We start from the raw sequence: 14,622 nt of genomic DNA, 5'->3' as shown, positions 1-14,622 counted from the left end.
GACGCCATGGCCGGACCCTCCGCACGGATGCTCGCGCTGCTCTCCCTGCTCCAGGTACACCGCGACTGGCCGGGCGACGAGCTCGCCGGGCGGCTCGAGGTCAGCCCCCGCACCGTCCGGCGCGACGTCGATCGGCTGCGCGGCCTCGGGTACCGGGTCGAGGCGCTCCGCGGGCCGGCCGGGGGCTACCGGCTCGAGGCGGGCTCCGACCTGCCCCCGCTGCTCTTCGACGACGACCAGGCGGTGGCGATCGCCCTGGCGCTCGCCGTGGCCCCGGCATCGGGGGCGGACGTCGCCGAGTCGGCGGCCCGCGCCCTGGCGACCGTCCGGCAGGTGATGCCCGCGCGGCTGCGGTCCCGGGTCGACGCGGTGCAGGCCGTGACCGCGACGAGCCGGACCACCACCGACCCGGAGGTCCTGGTGGCGGTGAGCGAGGCCGTCCACCTGCAGGAGGTCTTCCGCTTCGGGTACGGCGAGGACGAGACTCCGCACCGGGTGGAACCGCACGCCGTCGTCGCCCGGAACGGCCGCTGGTACCTGCTCGACTGGGATGCCGATCGCGACGACTGGCGCACGCACCGCATCGACCGGATCACGCCCCGGATGCGCACCCGCGTCCCCTTCACGCTACGTCCGATCCCCGGTGGCGATGCGGCCGCGTTCGTGTCCGCGCGGTTCAAGGGGTCTGCGGTCGACGACGTGTGGCCGTGCACTGGGTCGGTGACCACGACGGCGGGCGATGCGCGGCGGATCGGGCCGTACCTGCCCGAGGACGCCGTGGTCGAGCAGCTCGACGACGACCGGGCCCGCGTCACCCTCGGATCGTGGTCGTGGGACGGGCTCGCGGGCGTGGTGTCAGGACTTGCGGTCGACTTCGTCGTCGCGGGTCCGGACGAGCTCGTCGAGGCCGTGGCAGACCTCGCTGACCGGTTGCGCGCGGCCGGCACGCGTGGCCCAGCGTGATCAGTGGCGACCTCTCCAGATCGCGTGGTCCAGCCAACCGGCGCCGACACCCATCGACGAGAGATCGAGGTGTTCGTTGCTCGGGAAGGCCCCGAGGAGAGCGGCCACGCGCTCGGCCCAGTCGTGGTCGGACGGGATCGACCTGAGCAGGTAGGCCATCACCGCCAAGGTGTTGTAGACACCGAACTGCTTCGGCGCATCGGTTCCCGAGAGATGTGCGAGGAGCGGTACCGCACCGGACCTCGGCCGTTTCGGGACCACGACCAACTTCCGGTTGAACAGACGCGCATGGTGTGCTGCCACGTTCCGGACGTAGTTGACCGAGGCGAGCCAGCTCAGCATCGTCTTCTTGGTCGGGACGCCGAACTCTCCGGCGATCCGGGTGGCGACGTCGTTCCGGAGACCGCCGTACAGCCGAGCGAGGTGTCCCAGCTCGAGGATTTCGGTGAGTGCCCAGATGGGCATCCGGTCGTCGTACTTGGTGCGGAAGTGGGCAACGAACGATTCATCCGAGGAATCCTGCCGTTCGCGGACGCGCTGCAGCCAAGCAGTGTGCGGGCTGGAGCCATCGGACGCATCGGCCTGGTGTGCGGTGAACGCCTCGGTGAAGAGTGATCCGTCTTCGTGAGCGAAGGGGGCGTGCTCTCCGAGGACGTGGCCGACCTGGGTCCGAACGGCCACCTCGATCCGCTCGACACCTTCGATCACCAGGAGCCGGAGACTCCGATCGAAGGCGATGAGTGCTTCGGCTGCGGCGAGTTCCGTCCCTGCTCGGTACCGGTCCTGGACCTCGATGTGCCGACGGCCGCCGCTGTCGAGCTCGAACGAGGATTCACGGAAGGGGTAGAGGTACCCGGTGAGGCGGTAGTAGCCGACTTCGCGCAGCACCGGACCCGCGACGCCCCGATCACCGATGCGGACTCCCTTGGAAGCCAGCTTCTCGATCTGCTCACCGATCGAGAGCCACGGCTTCACGTACTCCAGGCGCCCCCCCCGAGACAAGAAAATCGGCCCGAGCCGTGAGGCGAGCGGGCCGATCGTGATGCCGAAACTCTACCAGGATCCACGTCACGGGATCGAGCGCTCTCCACAGGCGTTAGGAGCGTGCATGCGTCCGCCAGGGCGGCGTCAGGGATCCGTTAGGAGCGGCCTGGAGGCGCGGCGCAGGATCCAGCATCGGTTCGGCACCACTCGTGGTGCCGGTCCGCGTCACCCGGCGCGGACACCGCAGATCTTCTGGAGTCCCTCGTGTTCGACGTGTTCGTCGTCGCCGGTGTCCTCGCCGTGTTCGGCGTGGTGGCACTGATCGCCAAGGGGGTGGAACGGCTGTGATCGGCATCACCATCGCGGCCGCCGTCCTCGGCATCGCCGCAGTCGTGTACCTCGTCTGGGCGCTCGTGCGTCCGGAGCGCTTCTAGTGGGCGCCGCGGACGTCTGGGCGGGCATCGCCCAGGTCGCCACCCTCGTCCTGCTGCTCGTCGTCGCGTACCGCCCGCTCGGTGACTGGATGGCGAAGGTCTTCACGCCCGTCCGCCACAACCGGGTCGAGCGCGGGGTCTACCGGCTGATCGGGGTCGACCCGGACGCCGAGCAGTCCTGGCCCGTGTACCTGCGCGGCGTGCTGCTCTTCAGCGTCGCCGGGCTCCTGCTCGTCTACCTGCTGCAGCGCATCCAGGTCGTCCTGCCCGGCGACCTCGGGCTGCCCGGCGTCGGACCGTCGCTCGCGTTCAACACCGCGGCGTCGTTCGTCGCGAACACGAACTGGCAGTCGTACTCGCCCGAGGTCACCCTCGGCTACACGGTGCAGATGGCCGGCCTGGCGGTGCAGAACTTCCTGTCCGCGGCCGTCGGCCTCTCGGTCGCCGTGGCCCTGGTGCGTGGGTTCGCCCGTCGCAAGTCCGGCACGCTCGGCAACGTGTGGGTGGACATCGTGCGCGGCCTCGGCCGTCTGCTGCTGCCCGGCGCGTTCGTCTTCGCGATCGTCCTCGTCGCCGGCGGGGTCGTCCAGTCGTGGGGGAGCGGCACCGACGTCACCACGCTCATCGGTGGCACGCAGCACATCCCGGACGGGTTCGTCGCGTCGCAGGAGGCGATCAAGGAGCTCGGCACGAACGGTGGTGGCTACTTCAACGCGAACTCGGCGCACCCGTTCGAGAACCCGCAGGCGTGGACGAACCTCGTCGAGATCTTCCTGATGCTCGTCATCCCGTTCTCGCTCCCGCGCACGTTCGGGCGCCTGGTCGGCGACGACCGCCAGGGGTACGCGATCCTCGCCGTGATGGGCGCGATCTTCCTCGTGTCGCTGTCGGTCATGTCGATCGCCGAACTCGGCGGCGGCGGTGTCGCCACACACGCTGCCGGTGCCGCGATGGAGGGCAAGGAGAGCCGCTTCGGCATCCTCGGTTCGACGCTCTTCTCGACCGCGACCACCTCGACGTCCACCGGTGCGGTCAACGCGATGCACGACAGCTACACCCCGATCGGCGGGATGATGGCGCTCGTCAACATGATGCTCGGCGAGGTCACCCCCGGCGGCGTCGGATCCGGCCTGTACGGCATGCTCGTGCTCGCCGTCATCACGGTGTTCATCGGTGGCCTGCTCGTCGGTCGCACCCCGGAGTACCTCGGCAAGAAGATCCGCGCCAAGGAGATGACCTTCGCGGCGCTGTACATCCTCGTCACGCCGACGCTCGTGCTCCTGGCCACCGGGCTCTCGCTCGTGATCCCCGGGGTCCGGGAACAGGTGCTCGGGACGTCGATCTTCAACCCCGGCAACCACGGGCTGACCGAGCTGCTCTATGCCTTCACCTCGGGTGCGAACAACAACGGTTCGGCCTTCGGCGGGCTCACCGCGAACACCACCTGGATGAACTCCTCGCTCGGCGTCGTGATGCTGCTCGGCCGCTTCGTGCCGATGGTGTTCGTCCTGGCGCTCGCCGGGTCCCTCGCCGCGCAGGACCGGGTGCCGGAGACCGCCGGCACGCTGCCCACCCACCGCCCGCTGTTCATCGGGCTGCTCGGCGGCGTCGCCGTCATCGTCACCGCACTCACCTACTTCCCGGTGCTCGCACTGGGTCCGCTCGCAGAAGGACTGTCATGACCACCCCCGTGACCACGGAGTCGGAACCGCGCACCGCCGTGGAACCGGCCACCCGCTCGTCCGCATTCGGACCCCGCCAACTGGTGGCGGGCCTCCCGGGCGCCCTGCGGAAACTCGATCCGCGACTCATGTGGCGGAACCCCGTCATGTTCATCGTCGAGGTCGGCGCGGCGCTGACGACGGTGGCCGCCGTCGTCGAGCCGTCCGCGTTCACCATCGCGATCGCCGTGTGGCTCTGGCTCACCGTCGTCTTCGCCAACCTGGCGGAGTCGGTGGCGGAGGGCCGTGGCAAGGCGCAGGCCGACACCCTGCGGAAGACCCGCTCGACCACGAGCGCCCGCCGCGTGCTCGGGTACGCGACGACCGACGCGGCCGCGACCGGCAACGAGACCGAGGAGGTCGCGTCCGTCGACCTGGCCAAGGGCGACGTGGTCGTGGTCGTCGCCGGCGAGGTCATCCCCGGCGACGGCGACGTCATCGACGGCATCGCGTCGGTCGACGAGTCGGCCGTCACCGGCGAGTCCGCACCGGTCATCCGCGAGTCCGGCGGTGACCGCAGCGCCGTCACCGGCGGCACCCGGGTGCTGTCGGACCGGATTGTGGTGCGCATCACCTCGACGCCGGGCGAGACCTTCATCGACCGGATGATCCGCCTGGTCGAGGGTGCGGCACGGCAGAAGACGCCGAACGAGATCGCGCTGAACATCCTGCTCGCCTCGTTGTCGATCGTCTTCGTGATCGTCTGCCTGACGATGCAGCCCATCGCGGGACTCGTCGGCGCGACGGTCAGCGTGCCGGTGCTCATTGCCCTGCTCGTCTGCCTCATCCCGACCACCATCGGAGCCCTGCTCTCCGCGATCGGCATCGCCGGCATGGACCGGCTCGTGCAGCACAACGTGCTGGCGATGTCGGGCCGCGCGGTCGAGGCCGCCGGTGACATCACGACGCTGCTGCTCGACAAGACCGGGACGATCACCTACGGCAACCGTCGGGCATCCCGTGTGGTGCCGGTGCCGGGCGTGAGCGAGGCTTCGCTGATGGAAGCGGCAGCCCTGTCGAGCGCTGCGGACTCGACCCCTGAGGGACGTTCGATCGTCGACCTGGCGCGCGAGGATGGCGCCGCCGTCGGCCTGCCGGACGGCGCCGTCGAGGTGCCGTTCACGGCGCAGACGCGCATGTCGGGTCTCGACCTGCCCGACGGCTCACAGATCCGGAAGGGCGCTGCTGCGGCAGTGCTCGCCTGGGCGGACACCACCGAAGCCGGTGTGGTGTCGGCCATCGACGCGACCGTCGCGGAGATCTCCGACCAGGGCGGCACCCCGCTCGTCGTCGGCCGCCGCTCCTCCGACGGCGCGGTCACGCTGCTCGGTGTCGTGCACCTGAAGGACGTCGTCAAGGACGGCATGGCGTCGCGGTTCGCCGAGCTCCGGTCGATGGGCATCCGCACGGTGATGATCACCGGCGACAACCCCCGCACCGCGGCCGCCATCGCCCACGAGGCCGGCGTCGACGACTTCCTCGCCGAGGCCACCCCGGAGGACAAGCTCGCCTACATCAAGCGCGAGCAGGAGGGCGGCAACCTCGTCGCCATGACCGGTGACGGCACCAACGACGCCCCTGCCCTGGCCCAGGCGGACGTCGGCGTCGCGATGAACACCGGCACGACGGCGGCGAAGGAGGCGGGCAACATGGTCGACCTCGACTCCGACCCGACCAAGCTCATCGACGTCGTCCGCATCGGCAAGCAGCTGCTCATCACCCGCGGTGCCCTGACCACCTTCTCCATCGCCAACGACGTGGCGAAGTACTTCGCGATCATCCCGGCGATGTTCCAGGCGGCGTTCCCCGGGCTCGCGGCGCTCAACATCATGGGGCTGCACAGCCCGTCGTCGGCGATCCTGTCGGCTGTCATCTTCAACGCGCTCGTCATCGTGGCGCTCATCCCGCTGTCCCTGCGTGGCGTCAAGTACCGCGCGGCCGCAGCGTCGTCGATCCTCGGCCGCAACCTGCTCGTCTACGGGCTGGGCGGCATGGTCGTCCCCTTCATCGGCATCAAACTGATCGACCTCGTGGTCGGTCTCATCCCGGGGTTCTAGTCATGGCATCTGCACGTTCCACCTTCCGTTCCGCCGGTGTGGCCATCCGCCTCACCCTCGTCGCCACCGTCGTCCTGGGCGTCGGCTACCCGCTCGCCGTCTGGGGCGTCGGCCAGGCGGCGTTCCACGACCAGGCCAACGGTTCGATGGTCACGGACTCGTCCGGCAAGGTCGTCGGTTCCTCGTTGATCGGGCAGTCGTTCACGGGCAAGCAGGCCGACCGTTGGTTCCAGTCGCGGCCGTCCGCCGCCGGGGACGGCTACGACGCGGGGGCGTCCTCCGGCTCGAACCTCGGGCCGAACAACGCCGACCTGCTCAAGGCCGTCGAGGAGCGTCGTGCGGCGCTGGCGAAGGCCGACGGGGTCTCCGCTGCGCAGGTGCCTGCCGACGCCGTGACCGCATCCGGTTCGGGGCTCGACCCGGACATCAGCCCCGCCTATGCGTCCCAGCAGGTGGCTCGAGTGGCCTCGGCGCGGGGGTTGCCCGTCGCAACCGTGCGGCAGCTCGTGGCGTCGCACACCGAGTCGCGGCAGCTCGGGTTCCTCGGCGAGCCCGTCGTGAACGTGTTGTCGCTGAACCTGGCCCTGGCAAAGCTGTCCTGACCGTGCGGTCACCTCGCCGCCCAGCTCGGCCGTCCTCCGATGCCGTCGGTCAGATCGTCGTGCTCGTCGATCAACCGTCGAACGGCATCGGCGTGACGGTCGCACGGGCCGACGGTCTCGGCGAGGTGTGCGAGCAGTTCGAGGGAGTGCACCGGCGTGCGCTTCGGCAGTCCCTCGAGTCGAGCGACCAGGTCCGCGGGGGAGCGGAAGGTCGGCGGCGGGATCCGGAAGCTGCGGCCCCAGAGTCGCGTGTGGTGGGCGCAGCAGTTCCGGACGTGCGTGATGTGGTGCAGGCACGGACGGAGCGTCCCCGCCGGCAGGCGGAACGCGAGGGCCACCGCATCGTGCAATCGGGGTTCCAGGGCGCCCGTCAGCCGCGAGAGTTCACCGAAGCTGAGCTCCTCGGCCAGCATCCCGAAGGGAACCTGATCGAGCGCTCGCTCTCGCCAGACCTTCTGCGTCACCGGGTCGTTTGCTCGGTTGAGTACTCCTGCTGTGCGCCGCAGCAACGAGTCGTGGTCGAACGTGTCTCGGAACGCCTTCGGGTCAAGGTGCCAGAGCTTGCCGAAACGGTGCCGTGCCGCGCGGTCGACCCGCCCGCGCAAGGCGATCTCGATCCGTTCGGTCAGTGCAAGCGCGATCGATCGGAGCTCGCTGTCGAAATCGTGCGTCCGCAGGACAGATGCGTCGGATGTGTCGAGCGTATGCACGTGCAGTGCGTGGCGAAACTGTTCGGCACGGTACTGCGACATGGGGATGCGGGCATGCGCCATGGTGCGACTCCGAGATCGAGCGAAGAACGAGGGATCTCGGGCAAGCCGGCAGCAACTACAGCGTGGGAAACGAACGTGAGCGAAAGAAAAGAGTGCCCCGCGCCGACAAGCGACACGGGGCGGTGCAGTCCCACCCGATTTGAGGAAGCCGAGGCTCGAGCCTTGGTGGGAACGGTTACGAGGAGAATATCAGTCGACCGGCTGCCCCGCAACAGCGGACACGAGAGGATGAGCACGTGAAGCGCGGGAAGCTGCGGGTCCTGCTCGGTGCGGCGCCCGGTGTCGGCAAGACCTACACGATGCTCGAAGAGGGGCGTCGGCTGCTCGACGAGGGTCGCGACGTGGTCGTCGCCGTCGTCGAGACGCACGAGCGCGCCGCCACCGCAGCACTGGTGAACGGGCTCGAGGTCGTGCCCCGCCGCACCGTCTCGCACCGCGGTGTCGACCTGGACGACCTCGACCTCGACGCCGTCATCGCCCGGGCACCCGAGGTCGCGCTGGTCGACGAGCTCGCCCACACGAACGCCCCGGGGAGCCCGAACGAGAAGCGCTGGCAGGACGTGGAGGCACTGCGGGACGCCGGCATCGACGTCATCTCGACCGTCAACGTGCAGCACATGCAGTCCCTCGGCGACGTGGTCCGCGAGATCACCGGCACCGTGCAGCGCGAGACCGTCCCCGACGCCGTGGTGCGCGCGGCCGACCAGATCGAGGTCGTCGACCTGGCCCCGGCAGCGCTGCGCGAACGGCTCTCCGACGGGCTCGTGTACCCGGCGGCCCGGATCGACGCCGCGCTGTCGAACTACTTCCGCCTCGGCAACCTCACCGCACTGCGCGAGATCGCCCTGCTCTGGCTGGCCGACGAGGTCGACGACGCGCTCAAGGCCTACCGCGCCGAGCACGGCATCGAGCACCGGTGGGAGACCCGGGAGCGCGTGCTCGTCGCCCTGACCGGCGGCCCCGAGGGCGAGACCCTGCTGCGCCGCGGCGCCCGCATCGCCGCCCGCAGTGCCGGCGGCGAGCTCGCCGCCGTGCACGTGACGACGAACGACGGCCTGCGCGTCCGGCACCCCGGCGCGCTCGGCAAGCAGCGGACCCTGCTCGAGCAGCTCGGTGGCACCTACCACCAGGTCGTCGGCGACGACGTGCCGAGCACGCTGGTGCGGTTCGCGCGGTCGATCGACGCCACCCAGATCGTGATCGGGGTCAGCCGCCGCAGCCGGCTCGCGGCCGCGATGACCGGTCCGGGGATCGGCAACACCGTGATCCGCGAGTCCGGCGACATCGACGTGCACGTCGTCACGCACGAGCGCGCCGGCGGCGGGATCACCCTGCCGAAGCTCGGCGGAAGCCTGTCCCGCGGCCGGGTGGTCGCCGCGTTCGTGCTGTCGGTCCTGGTCGGGCCGCTGCTCACCTGGGTGCTGTCGATCGGCAGCGACCCGGACGCCATCACGGTGGACGTGCTGGCGTACCAGCTACTCGTCCTCGTCGTGGCGCTCGTGGGCGGGATGTGGCCGGCGGTGCTCACGGCCGTGCTGTCCGGGCTGAGCCTCGACTACTTCTTCGTGCAACCCCTCTACATGGTCACGGTCCAGCAGCCGTGGCACCTGTTCGCCCTGGTCATGTACGTGATCAGTGCGGTGCTGGTCAGCTTCGTGGTCGACCGGTCCGCTCGGCGGTCCCGTGCCGCCCGTCGGGCCTCGGCCGAGTCCGGGCTCCTGATGGGCATCGCCGGCAGCGTGCTCCGCGGCGACGACGCCCTGCAGGCACTGCTCGACCGCACCCGTGAGGCCTTCGGCTTCGCCGGCGTCCGAATCCGCCAGGGTGAGGAGGTGCCCGCGACCTCCGGCGAGTTCGGTGCGACGCCGGACGCGTCGACGACGCTGGCGTCCGGTGCCGTGCTCGAGTTCGCCGGTGCGCCCGACGACCCGACCCAGCGCCGGCTGCTGCGGGTCGTCGAGCAGCAGCTCGACGCCGCCGTCGAGCACCGGGAGCTGACGCGCACCGCCGTCGGCGCCGAGCGCATCGCCGCCGCCGACCGGGTCCGGAGCGCGCTGCTCGCGGCCGTCGGCCACGACGTGCGCCGACCCATCGCCGCGGCCTCCGCCGCCGTGCAGACGCTGCGTGCACCCGACATCGACCTGTCACGGGCCGACCGGGAGGCGCTGCTCGCGACCGCCGACGAGAGCCTCGGTCAGCTGGCGGTGCTGTTGGCAGACCTGTTGGACGTCAGTCGCGTGCAGGCCGGAGTCCTCGCGGTCACCCCGGCGGCGATCGCGCTCGAGACGGTGGTCGCCCCCGCACTCGACGAGCTGGAGCTCGGCCCCGACGACGTCGACCTCGACCTGCCTGCGGACCTGCCGCCGGTGCTCGCCGACCCGGTCCTGCTGCAGCGCGTCGTCGTGAACCTGCTCGCCAACGCCGCCCGGTACGCGCCGGAGGGCACCCACGTCCGGGTCGCCGCGAGCGCCTTCGCCGGCGGGGTCGAACTCCGCGTCGCCGACCACGGCCCCGGCATCCCCGAGGACCGCCGCGACGAGGTGTTCCAGCCGTTCCAGCGACTCGGCGACACCGACAACGAGACCGGGCTCGGGCTCGGGCTGGCCCTGGCGCGCGGGTTCACCGAGGGCATGGGCGGGACGATCGAGGTCGACGACACCCCGGGCGGTGGGCTCACCGTCGTGGTGCGGCTGCCGATCGCCGGGCACGTGGGAGTGGAGATCCGATGAAGGTCCTGATCGCTGACGACGACGCACAGCTCGTCCGCGCCCTCTCGGTGACGCTCTCGGCGCGCGGGTACGACGTCGTCACGGCTCGGGACGGGCGCGAGGCGATCGACGCCGTCATCACCGAGCGCCCGGACCTGGTGCTGCTCGACCTCGGCATGCCCCGGCTCGACGGCATCGGGGTGCTCGAGGGCGTCCGGGCTTGGTCGCAGGTACCCGTCCTCGTACTCTCCGGCCGGACCGACTCGTCCGACAAGGTCGACGCGCTCGACGCCGGTGCCGACGACTACGTGACGAAGCCGTTCCAGATGGACGAGCTCCTCGCCCGGCTGCGGGCACTCGGACGGCGGCGGGTGGTGGCGTCGGAGGAGACCCCGACGATCGCGATCGGGCCGCTGCTCGTGGACCTCGTCGCGAAGCAGGTCACGCCGGCCGAGGGTCCGGCGATCCGCCTGACGCCCACCGAGTGGCGCCTGCTCGAGGTCCTGGTCACGAACCCCGACCGGCTGATGACCCGCGAGATGCTGTTGACCGAGGTCTGGGGGCCGACGCACGGCAACGACTCCGGGTACCTGCGGCTGTACATGGCCCAGCTGCGGCGGAAGCTCGAGCCCGACCCCGCGCACCCGCGCTACCTGGTGACGGAGTCCGGCATGGGGTACCGCTTCGCCCCCGGAGCGTAGGGGACCGCCGCCGCCGTCGCCCTGGCGGGTCGCTGTCGGGGAACTGTCGTGTCGGTGGCGGGTCCCTGTCGTGGTGCGCCGTTCCGCGGTTCCCTACTGTTCAGGACATGAACGAGATGCGGATCGGTGAACTCCGACGACTGCGGGGCTGGACCCAGGAACGACTGGCCGAGACGAGCGGCATCGCCGTGCGGACGGTGCAACGGATGGAGAGCGGCAACGACGCCAGCCTCGAGTCGCTGTCCGCTGTGGCCACGGCCCTCGAGGTCCCCGTGCGCGACCTGTTCGCCACCGAGGAGCCGGCGTCGCTCGACCCCGGGGTGCGCGGGCTCGACGAGCGTACCGAGCGGGAGCAGGCGCAGCGCGACGCAGCTTCGCGCGGCTGGCAGTACCTGTACTCCGGTGTCGGCATCGTCGTGACGCTCGGCACCCTGGCACTGATCGGTTCGCGCATCTGGCCGGGGGCCGCGATCTTCGTCATCCCGATCTACTGGGCGGGTGGGCGGCTTCTCTCGCAGTTCCTGATGGCGACCGTCGTCGAGCCCGCGCTCGACCGTCGGTACCCGTTGTCGCGGTCTCGTCGGGACGCCTCGTCGCGATCCCGTCGGTTCACGCCCGGGAGCTGAACGCCGCGAGCTCGGCCCGGGTCCGGGCGCCGTGCTTCCGGAGCAGGTTCGCCACGTGGTACTTCACGGTGTTGACGCTGATGCCGAGTCCCTCGGCGATCTCCCGGTTGCCGACACCGGTCGCCACGAGCCGCAGGACGTCGCGCTCCCGCGGGGTCAGGTCGCCGTCGTCGACCGCGTCCACCTCGGTCGGCCGCGGGTCGAGCGGCAGTGAGATGTCGAGCACGGACCCCCAGCCGGGCGTGCTCGCGACCTGCACCCGCCCGTCGAGCGTGACGACCCGCTCCGCGATCGGCCGCATGGCGTCGTCGTGCACGTCGAGCGTGCCGGAGCCGTCGTCGCGGAGCTGCATGAGCAGGTTCCGGCCGTCGCAGTCCCACTGGATGCGCACCCGCTTCGCCGCGCCGTCGTCGACCAGGGCGAGCACCGCGGTCCGGACGATCGCCCGGGCCGCGTGGGCGACGTCACCCGGGAGCGCACGGCCGGTGGCCGGCGGCTCGACGAACTGCACGTCGAGGTCCCCGAAGCGCACGAGCGGCCGCAGGTCGGCGCGCAACCGCGAGAACGCGCCGATGACGGGTTCGAGCAGGGTGCTCCGCTGCTGATCGGTCACGGTGCGCAGATCGACGAGGGCGGCCGAGGCGATCTCGACGGCCTCGGCCCGGGCGGCCGCGTCGGTCACCCGCGACGACCGGAGCACGGCGAGGACGGACTCCAGGGTGAGCGCGTGCCGGTCCGCCTGCTCGGCGACCGTGCGGGCGTGCTCGGCGGCCGCGAGCCGGATGGCGGAGCCGCCCCGGGCCTCCAGGGTCTCGACCGATGCGTCCATGGACGCGACCGTACCTGTCCCACCCGAGCGGACGGGCCCACCCGATGGGATGGGGCCCCTGCCGGGGCGGGTAGCGGCGTGCCGGGGCGTGCGACGGAAGGATCGAGGGCATGGCAGCAACCACCGTCTCCGCAGCGCTCGACCTGGTCGTCCGCGAGGTCGGCGACCTGGCAGCCCGCCTCGACGACGCCCCGGCCCAGCGCGCACTCGACCTGATCGAGGGCGCCGACCGGGTGTTCGTCCACGGCGCCGGGCGCTCCGGACTCGCCCTCCGCATGACCGCGATGCGCCTCATGCACCTCGGCCTCGCTGCGCACGTCGTCGGCGAGGTCACCACCCCGGCCATCCGATCGGGCGACCTGCTCCTCGTCGCGAGCGGCTCCGGCACGACCACCGGCATCGTGCAGGCCGCACGCACCGCGCACGAGGTCGGTGCATCCGTCGTGGCGCTCTCGACCACCGACGACTCCCCGCTCTCCGAGCTGGCGGACGTCACCATCGTGCTGCCCGCCGCGACGAAGACCGACCGCTCCGGCACGGCTTCGGCCCAGTACGCCGGAAGCCTCTTCGAACAGGCCGTCGCCCTGGTGGGCGACGCCGTGTTCCACGCCCTGTGGGCCCGAGGCGGGCAGTCCGCCGACGGCCTCTGGCCCCGTCACGCCAACCTCGAATGAAAGGCACACCCATGCAGCTCCAGTTCGCCATGGACACCCTGACCACCGAAGCCGCCCTCGAGCTCGCCGCCGCGGCCGCGCCGCACGTCGACGTCCTCGAGCTCGGCACGCCCCTGATCAAGAGCGCCGGCCTGTCCGCCGTCACCGCGATCAAGGAAGCACACCCGGACAAGATCGTGTTCGCCGACCTCAAGACCATGGACGCCGGTGAGCTCGAGGCCGACATCGCCTTCTCGGCCGGTGCCGACCTGGTCACCGTCCTCGGTGTCGCCGGCGACTCGACGATCGTCGGTGCCGTCAAGGCCGCCAAGAAGCACGGCAAGGGCATCGTCGTCGACCTGATCGGCGTCTCCGACAAGGCCGCCCGTGCCCGCGAGGTCGTCGCGCTCGGCGCCGAGTTCGTCGAGGTCCACGCCGGGCTCGACGAGCAGGCCGAAGAGGGCTTCACGTTCTCGACCCTGCTCGACGCCGGCAAGGACTCGGGCGTCCCGTTCTCGATCGCGGGCGGCGTGAACGCGTCCTCGGTCGCCTCGGTGCAGGAGGCCGGTGCCCGCATCGCCGTCGCCGGCAGCGCGATCTACAGCGCGTCGGACGTCGGCGCAGCAGCCGCCGAGATCCGCGCCGCCATCAAGTAGCGCGTCTCGGTCGCCCTTCCCGGGCGACATCGTGAGCAGGAATGGTCGGGTGTGCAGGTCGCACCCGACCATTCCTGCTCACGAAGCGAACGCCGCCGTCCGGATGCGCCGTACGGTGGCCACATGAACCGAGCGCTGCGCTGGACCACCTGGATCGTCGCCGTCGTCGTGCTGATCGCCGTGGTGTTCCTCGTCTGGGCGCACATCGTCATGCAGGGCACCCGCAGCGCCGCCCTGCAGGTCTGGCGCGACGACCGGATCGCGGTCCGGGACGCCGGCGACTCGGTGGTGATGACCCCGACCGGCCAGGCCGACGGGGTCGGGATCGTCTTCATCCCCGGTGCGAAGGTCGACCCGTACGCCTACATGGCCACGTTCCGGCAGGTGGTCGCCAACGGCACGACGGTGGTCATCACGAAGCCGACGCTGAACCTCGCGTTCTTCGACACCCGGCCGCTCACCACGTTCGAGGCCCACGCGCCCTCCGTCACCCGCTGGGCGGTCGGCGGGCACTCCCTCGGCGGGGTCCGCGCGTGCCAGCTCGCCCAGGACGCGGACGGCCTGCTGCTGCTCGGCAGCTACTGCGCGAACGACATCAGCCGCTCCTACATCGACGTGCTGAGCGTCTCCGGTTCGCGTGACGGTCTGTCGACCCCGGCCAAGGTCGACGCCGCGCGGGACAAGCTGCCGTCGACCGCCACCATGACCGAGATCCAGGGGTCGAACCACGCCGACTTCGGCGCCTACGGCGACCAGCCGGGCGACCGCACGGCGACCATCAGCCGTGCTGATGCCCGCCAGCAGATCTCGGACGCGGTCGAGGCCTGGGTGCGCGACCTGCGCTGATCACGCGGGCGGACCGGCGGACGCACCACGGGCCTCCAGACGGTCTGCCTGGAGGCCCGTGGTGCGCAG

14 protein-coding genes are annotated in these 14,622 nt (G+C 71.0%); 11 read left to right on the top strand and 3 right to left on the bottom strand.

The genetic code is table 11. The annotated features are described in order from the left end of the window. Positions 1 to 6 precede the first annotated feature (6 nt). Positions 7 to 963 carry a YafY family protein gene (locus tag DEJ03_RS01750; protein ID WP_110863273.1) on the top strand — a complete coding sequence of 319 codons (957 nt, stop codon included), beginning with the start codon at positions 7 to 9 and terminating at the stop codon, positions 961 to 963. Here the strand turns inward: DEJ03_RS01750 and DEJ03_RS01745 are convergent, their stop codons facing one another. Beyond that, entirely contained in the window at positions 964 to 1,938 is a 975-nt protein-coding gene (locus tag DEJ03_RS01745; protein WP_258370444.1) for an Abi family protein, read from the bottom strand. It abuts the gene before it with no gap. Positions 1,939 to 2,291: 353 nt separating this feature from the next. Between DEJ03_RS01745 and DEJ03_RS01740 the strand changes: the two genes are divergently transcribed. From DEJ03_RS01740 to kdpC, 4 genes are read left to right on the top strand one after another with little or no spacing between them, the layout of a single operon-like run. Continuing rightward, positions 2,292 to 2,381, top strand: a complete 90-nt coding sequence (locus DEJ03_RS01740) for a potassium-transporting ATPase subunit F (protein WP_017887940.1) — start codon at positions 2,292 to 2,294, stop codon at positions 2,379 to 2,381. Further along, complete coding sequence (kdpA, locus tag DEJ03_RS01735) at positions 2,381 to 4,063, top strand: potassium-transporting ATPase subunit KdpA (protein WP_110863272.1); 1,683 nt, start codon at positions 2,381 to 2,383, stop codon at positions 4,061 to 4,063. Before DEJ03_RS01740 ends, kdpA begins: the two co-directional genes overlap by 1 nt. Beyond that, a complete protein-coding gene (kdpB, locus tag DEJ03_RS01730) occupies positions 4,060 to 6,159 on the top strand; it encodes a potassium-transporting ATPase subunit KdpB (RefSeq protein WP_110863271.1) in 2,100 nt (699 codons plus the stop codon). Before kdpA ends, kdpB begins: the two co-directional genes overlap by 4 nt. 2 nt (positions 6,160 to 6,161) lie before the next feature. Then, entirely contained in the window at positions 6,162 to 6,761 is a 600-nt protein-coding gene (gene kdpC, locus DEJ03_RS01725) for a K(+)-transporting ATPase subunit C (RefSeq protein ID WP_110863270.1), read from the top strand. Between the two features lie 8 nt (positions 6,762 to 6,769). Here kdpC and DEJ03_RS01720 read toward each other — a convergent pair whose 3' ends face one another. Next, complete coding sequence (locus DEJ03_RS01720) at positions 6,770 to 7,534, bottom strand: Abi family protein (protein ID WP_110863269.1); 765 nt, start codon at positions 7,532 to 7,534, stop codon at positions 6,770 to 6,772. 236 nt (positions 7,535 to 7,770) lie between these two features. Here DEJ03_RS01720 and DEJ03_RS01715 point away from each other — a divergent pair, with 236 nt between their 5' ends. The 3 genes from DEJ03_RS01715 to DEJ03_RS01705 all read left to right on the top strand — a co-directional run bounded on the left by DEJ03_RS01715 (position 7,771) and on the right by DEJ03_RS01705 (position 11,569). Next, complete coding sequence (locus DEJ03_RS01715; RefSeq protein WP_110863268.1) at positions 7,771 to 10,263, top strand: ATP-binding protein; 2,493 nt, start codon at positions 7,771 to 7,773, stop codon at positions 10,261 to 10,263. Then, positions 10,260 to 10,943 (top strand): response regulator, encoded by a 684-nt coding sequence (locus DEJ03_RS01710; RefSeq protein WP_027466795.1) that lies wholly within the window; start codon positions 10,260 to 10,262, stop codon positions 10,941 to 10,943. Before DEJ03_RS01715 ends, DEJ03_RS01710 begins: the two co-directional genes overlap by 4 nt. Before the next feature lie 107 nt (positions 10,944 to 11,050). Then, the gene (locus DEJ03_RS01705) at positions 11,051 to 11,569 is read left to right on the top strand and encodes a helix-turn-helix domain-containing protein (protein ID WP_110863267.1); all 519 of its coding nucleotides are present in this window, start codon (positions 11,051 to 11,053) and stop codon (positions 11,567 to 11,569) included. On the opposite strand, the gene DEJ03_RS01700 is transcribed toward DEJ03_RS01705, so the two are convergent. After that, positions 11,553 to 12,398, bottom strand: a complete 846-nt coding sequence (locus DEJ03_RS01700) for a LuxR C-terminal-related transcriptional regulator (RefSeq protein ID WP_110863266.1) — start codon at positions 12,396 to 12,398, stop codon at positions 11,553 to 11,555. The two genes, DEJ03_RS01705 and DEJ03_RS01700, sit on opposite strands and share 17 nt — an antisense overlap. A gap of 110 nt (positions 12,399 to 12,508) precedes the next feature. On the opposite strand from DEJ03_RS01700, the gene hxlB reads away from it, so the two are divergent. The 3 genes from hxlB (at position 12,509) to DEJ03_RS01685 (ending at position 14,553) form a co-directional block, all read left to right on the top strand. Continuing rightward, the gene (gene hxlB / locus DEJ03_RS01695) at positions 12,509 to 13,072 is read left to right on the top strand and encodes a 6-phospho-3-hexuloisomerase (protein WP_110863265.1); all 564 of its coding nucleotides are present in this window, start codon (positions 12,509 to 12,511) and stop codon (positions 13,070 to 13,072) included. Between the two features lie 11 nt (positions 13,073 to 13,083). Beyond that, on the top strand, positions 13,084 to 13,707 hold the full coding sequence (hxlA, locus tag DEJ03_RS01690) for a 3-hexulose-6-phosphate synthase (RefSeq protein WP_071406215.1): 624 nt from the start codon (positions 13,084 to 13,086) through the stop codon (positions 13,705 to 13,707). A 123-nt stretch (positions 13,708 to 13,830) separates the two neighbouring features. Continuing rightward, positions 13,831 to 14,553, top strand: coding sequence for an alpha/beta hydrolase (locus tag DEJ03_RS01685; RefSeq protein WP_110863264.1), 723 nt, complete (start codon positions 13,831 to 13,833; stop codon positions 14,551 to 14,553). The last annotated feature ends 69 nt before the right edge of the window (positions 14,554 to 14,622 follow it).

The sequence above is a fragment of the Curtobacterium sp. MCLR17_043 genome (assembly GCF_003224215.1).
GTDB classification, from domain to species: Bacteria; Actinomycetota; Actinomycetes; order Actinomycetales; family Microbacteriaceae; genus Curtobacterium; species Curtobacterium flaccumfaciens.
The sequence above is the reverse complement of the archived record's forward strand: the minus strand, read 5'-3'. Positions and strand labels throughout refer to the sequence as shown.

Excerpts from the sequence above, each read along its gene's own strand:
- kdpB (WP_110863271.1), top strand. The coding sequence starts at position 4,060 with ATGACCACCCCCGTGACCACGGAGTCGGAACCGCGCACCGCCGTGGAA.
- hxlA (WP_071406215.1), top strand. The coding sequence starts at position 13,084 with ATGCAGCTCCAGTTCGCCATGGACACCCTGACCACCGAAGCCGCCCTC.
- DEJ03_RS01750 (WP_110863273.1), top strand. The coding sequence starts at position 7 with ATGGCCGGACCCTCCGCACGGATGCTCGCGCTGCTCTCCCTGCTCCAG.
- hxlB (WP_110863265.1), top strand. The coding sequence starts at position 12,509 with ATGGCAGCAACCACCGTCTCCGCAGCGCTCGACCTGGTCGTCCGCGAG.
- DEJ03_RS01720 (WP_110863269.1), bottom strand. The coding sequence starts at position 7,534 with ATGGCGCATGCCCGCATCCCCATGTCGCAGTACCGTGCCGAACAGTTT.
- kdpC (WP_110863270.1), top strand. The coding sequence starts at position 6,162 with ATGGCATCTGCACGTTCCACCTTCCGTTCCGCCGGTGTGGCCATCCGC.
- DEJ03_RS01700 (WP_110863266.1), bottom strand. The coding sequence starts at position 12,398 with ATGGACGCATCGGTCGAGACCCTGGAGGCCCGGGGCGGCTCCGCCATC.
- DEJ03_RS01705 (WP_110863267.1), top strand. The coding sequence starts at position 11,051 with ATGAACGAGATGCGGATCGGTGAACTCCGACGACTGCGGGGCTGGACC.
- DEJ03_RS01710 (WP_027466795.1), top strand. The coding sequence starts at position 10,260 with ATGAAGGTCCTGATCGCTGACGACGACGCACAGCTCGTCCGCGCCCTC.
- DEJ03_RS01685 (WP_110863264.1), top strand. The coding sequence starts at position 13,831 with ATGAACCGAGCGCTGCGCTGGACCACCTGGATCGTCGCCGTCGTCGTG.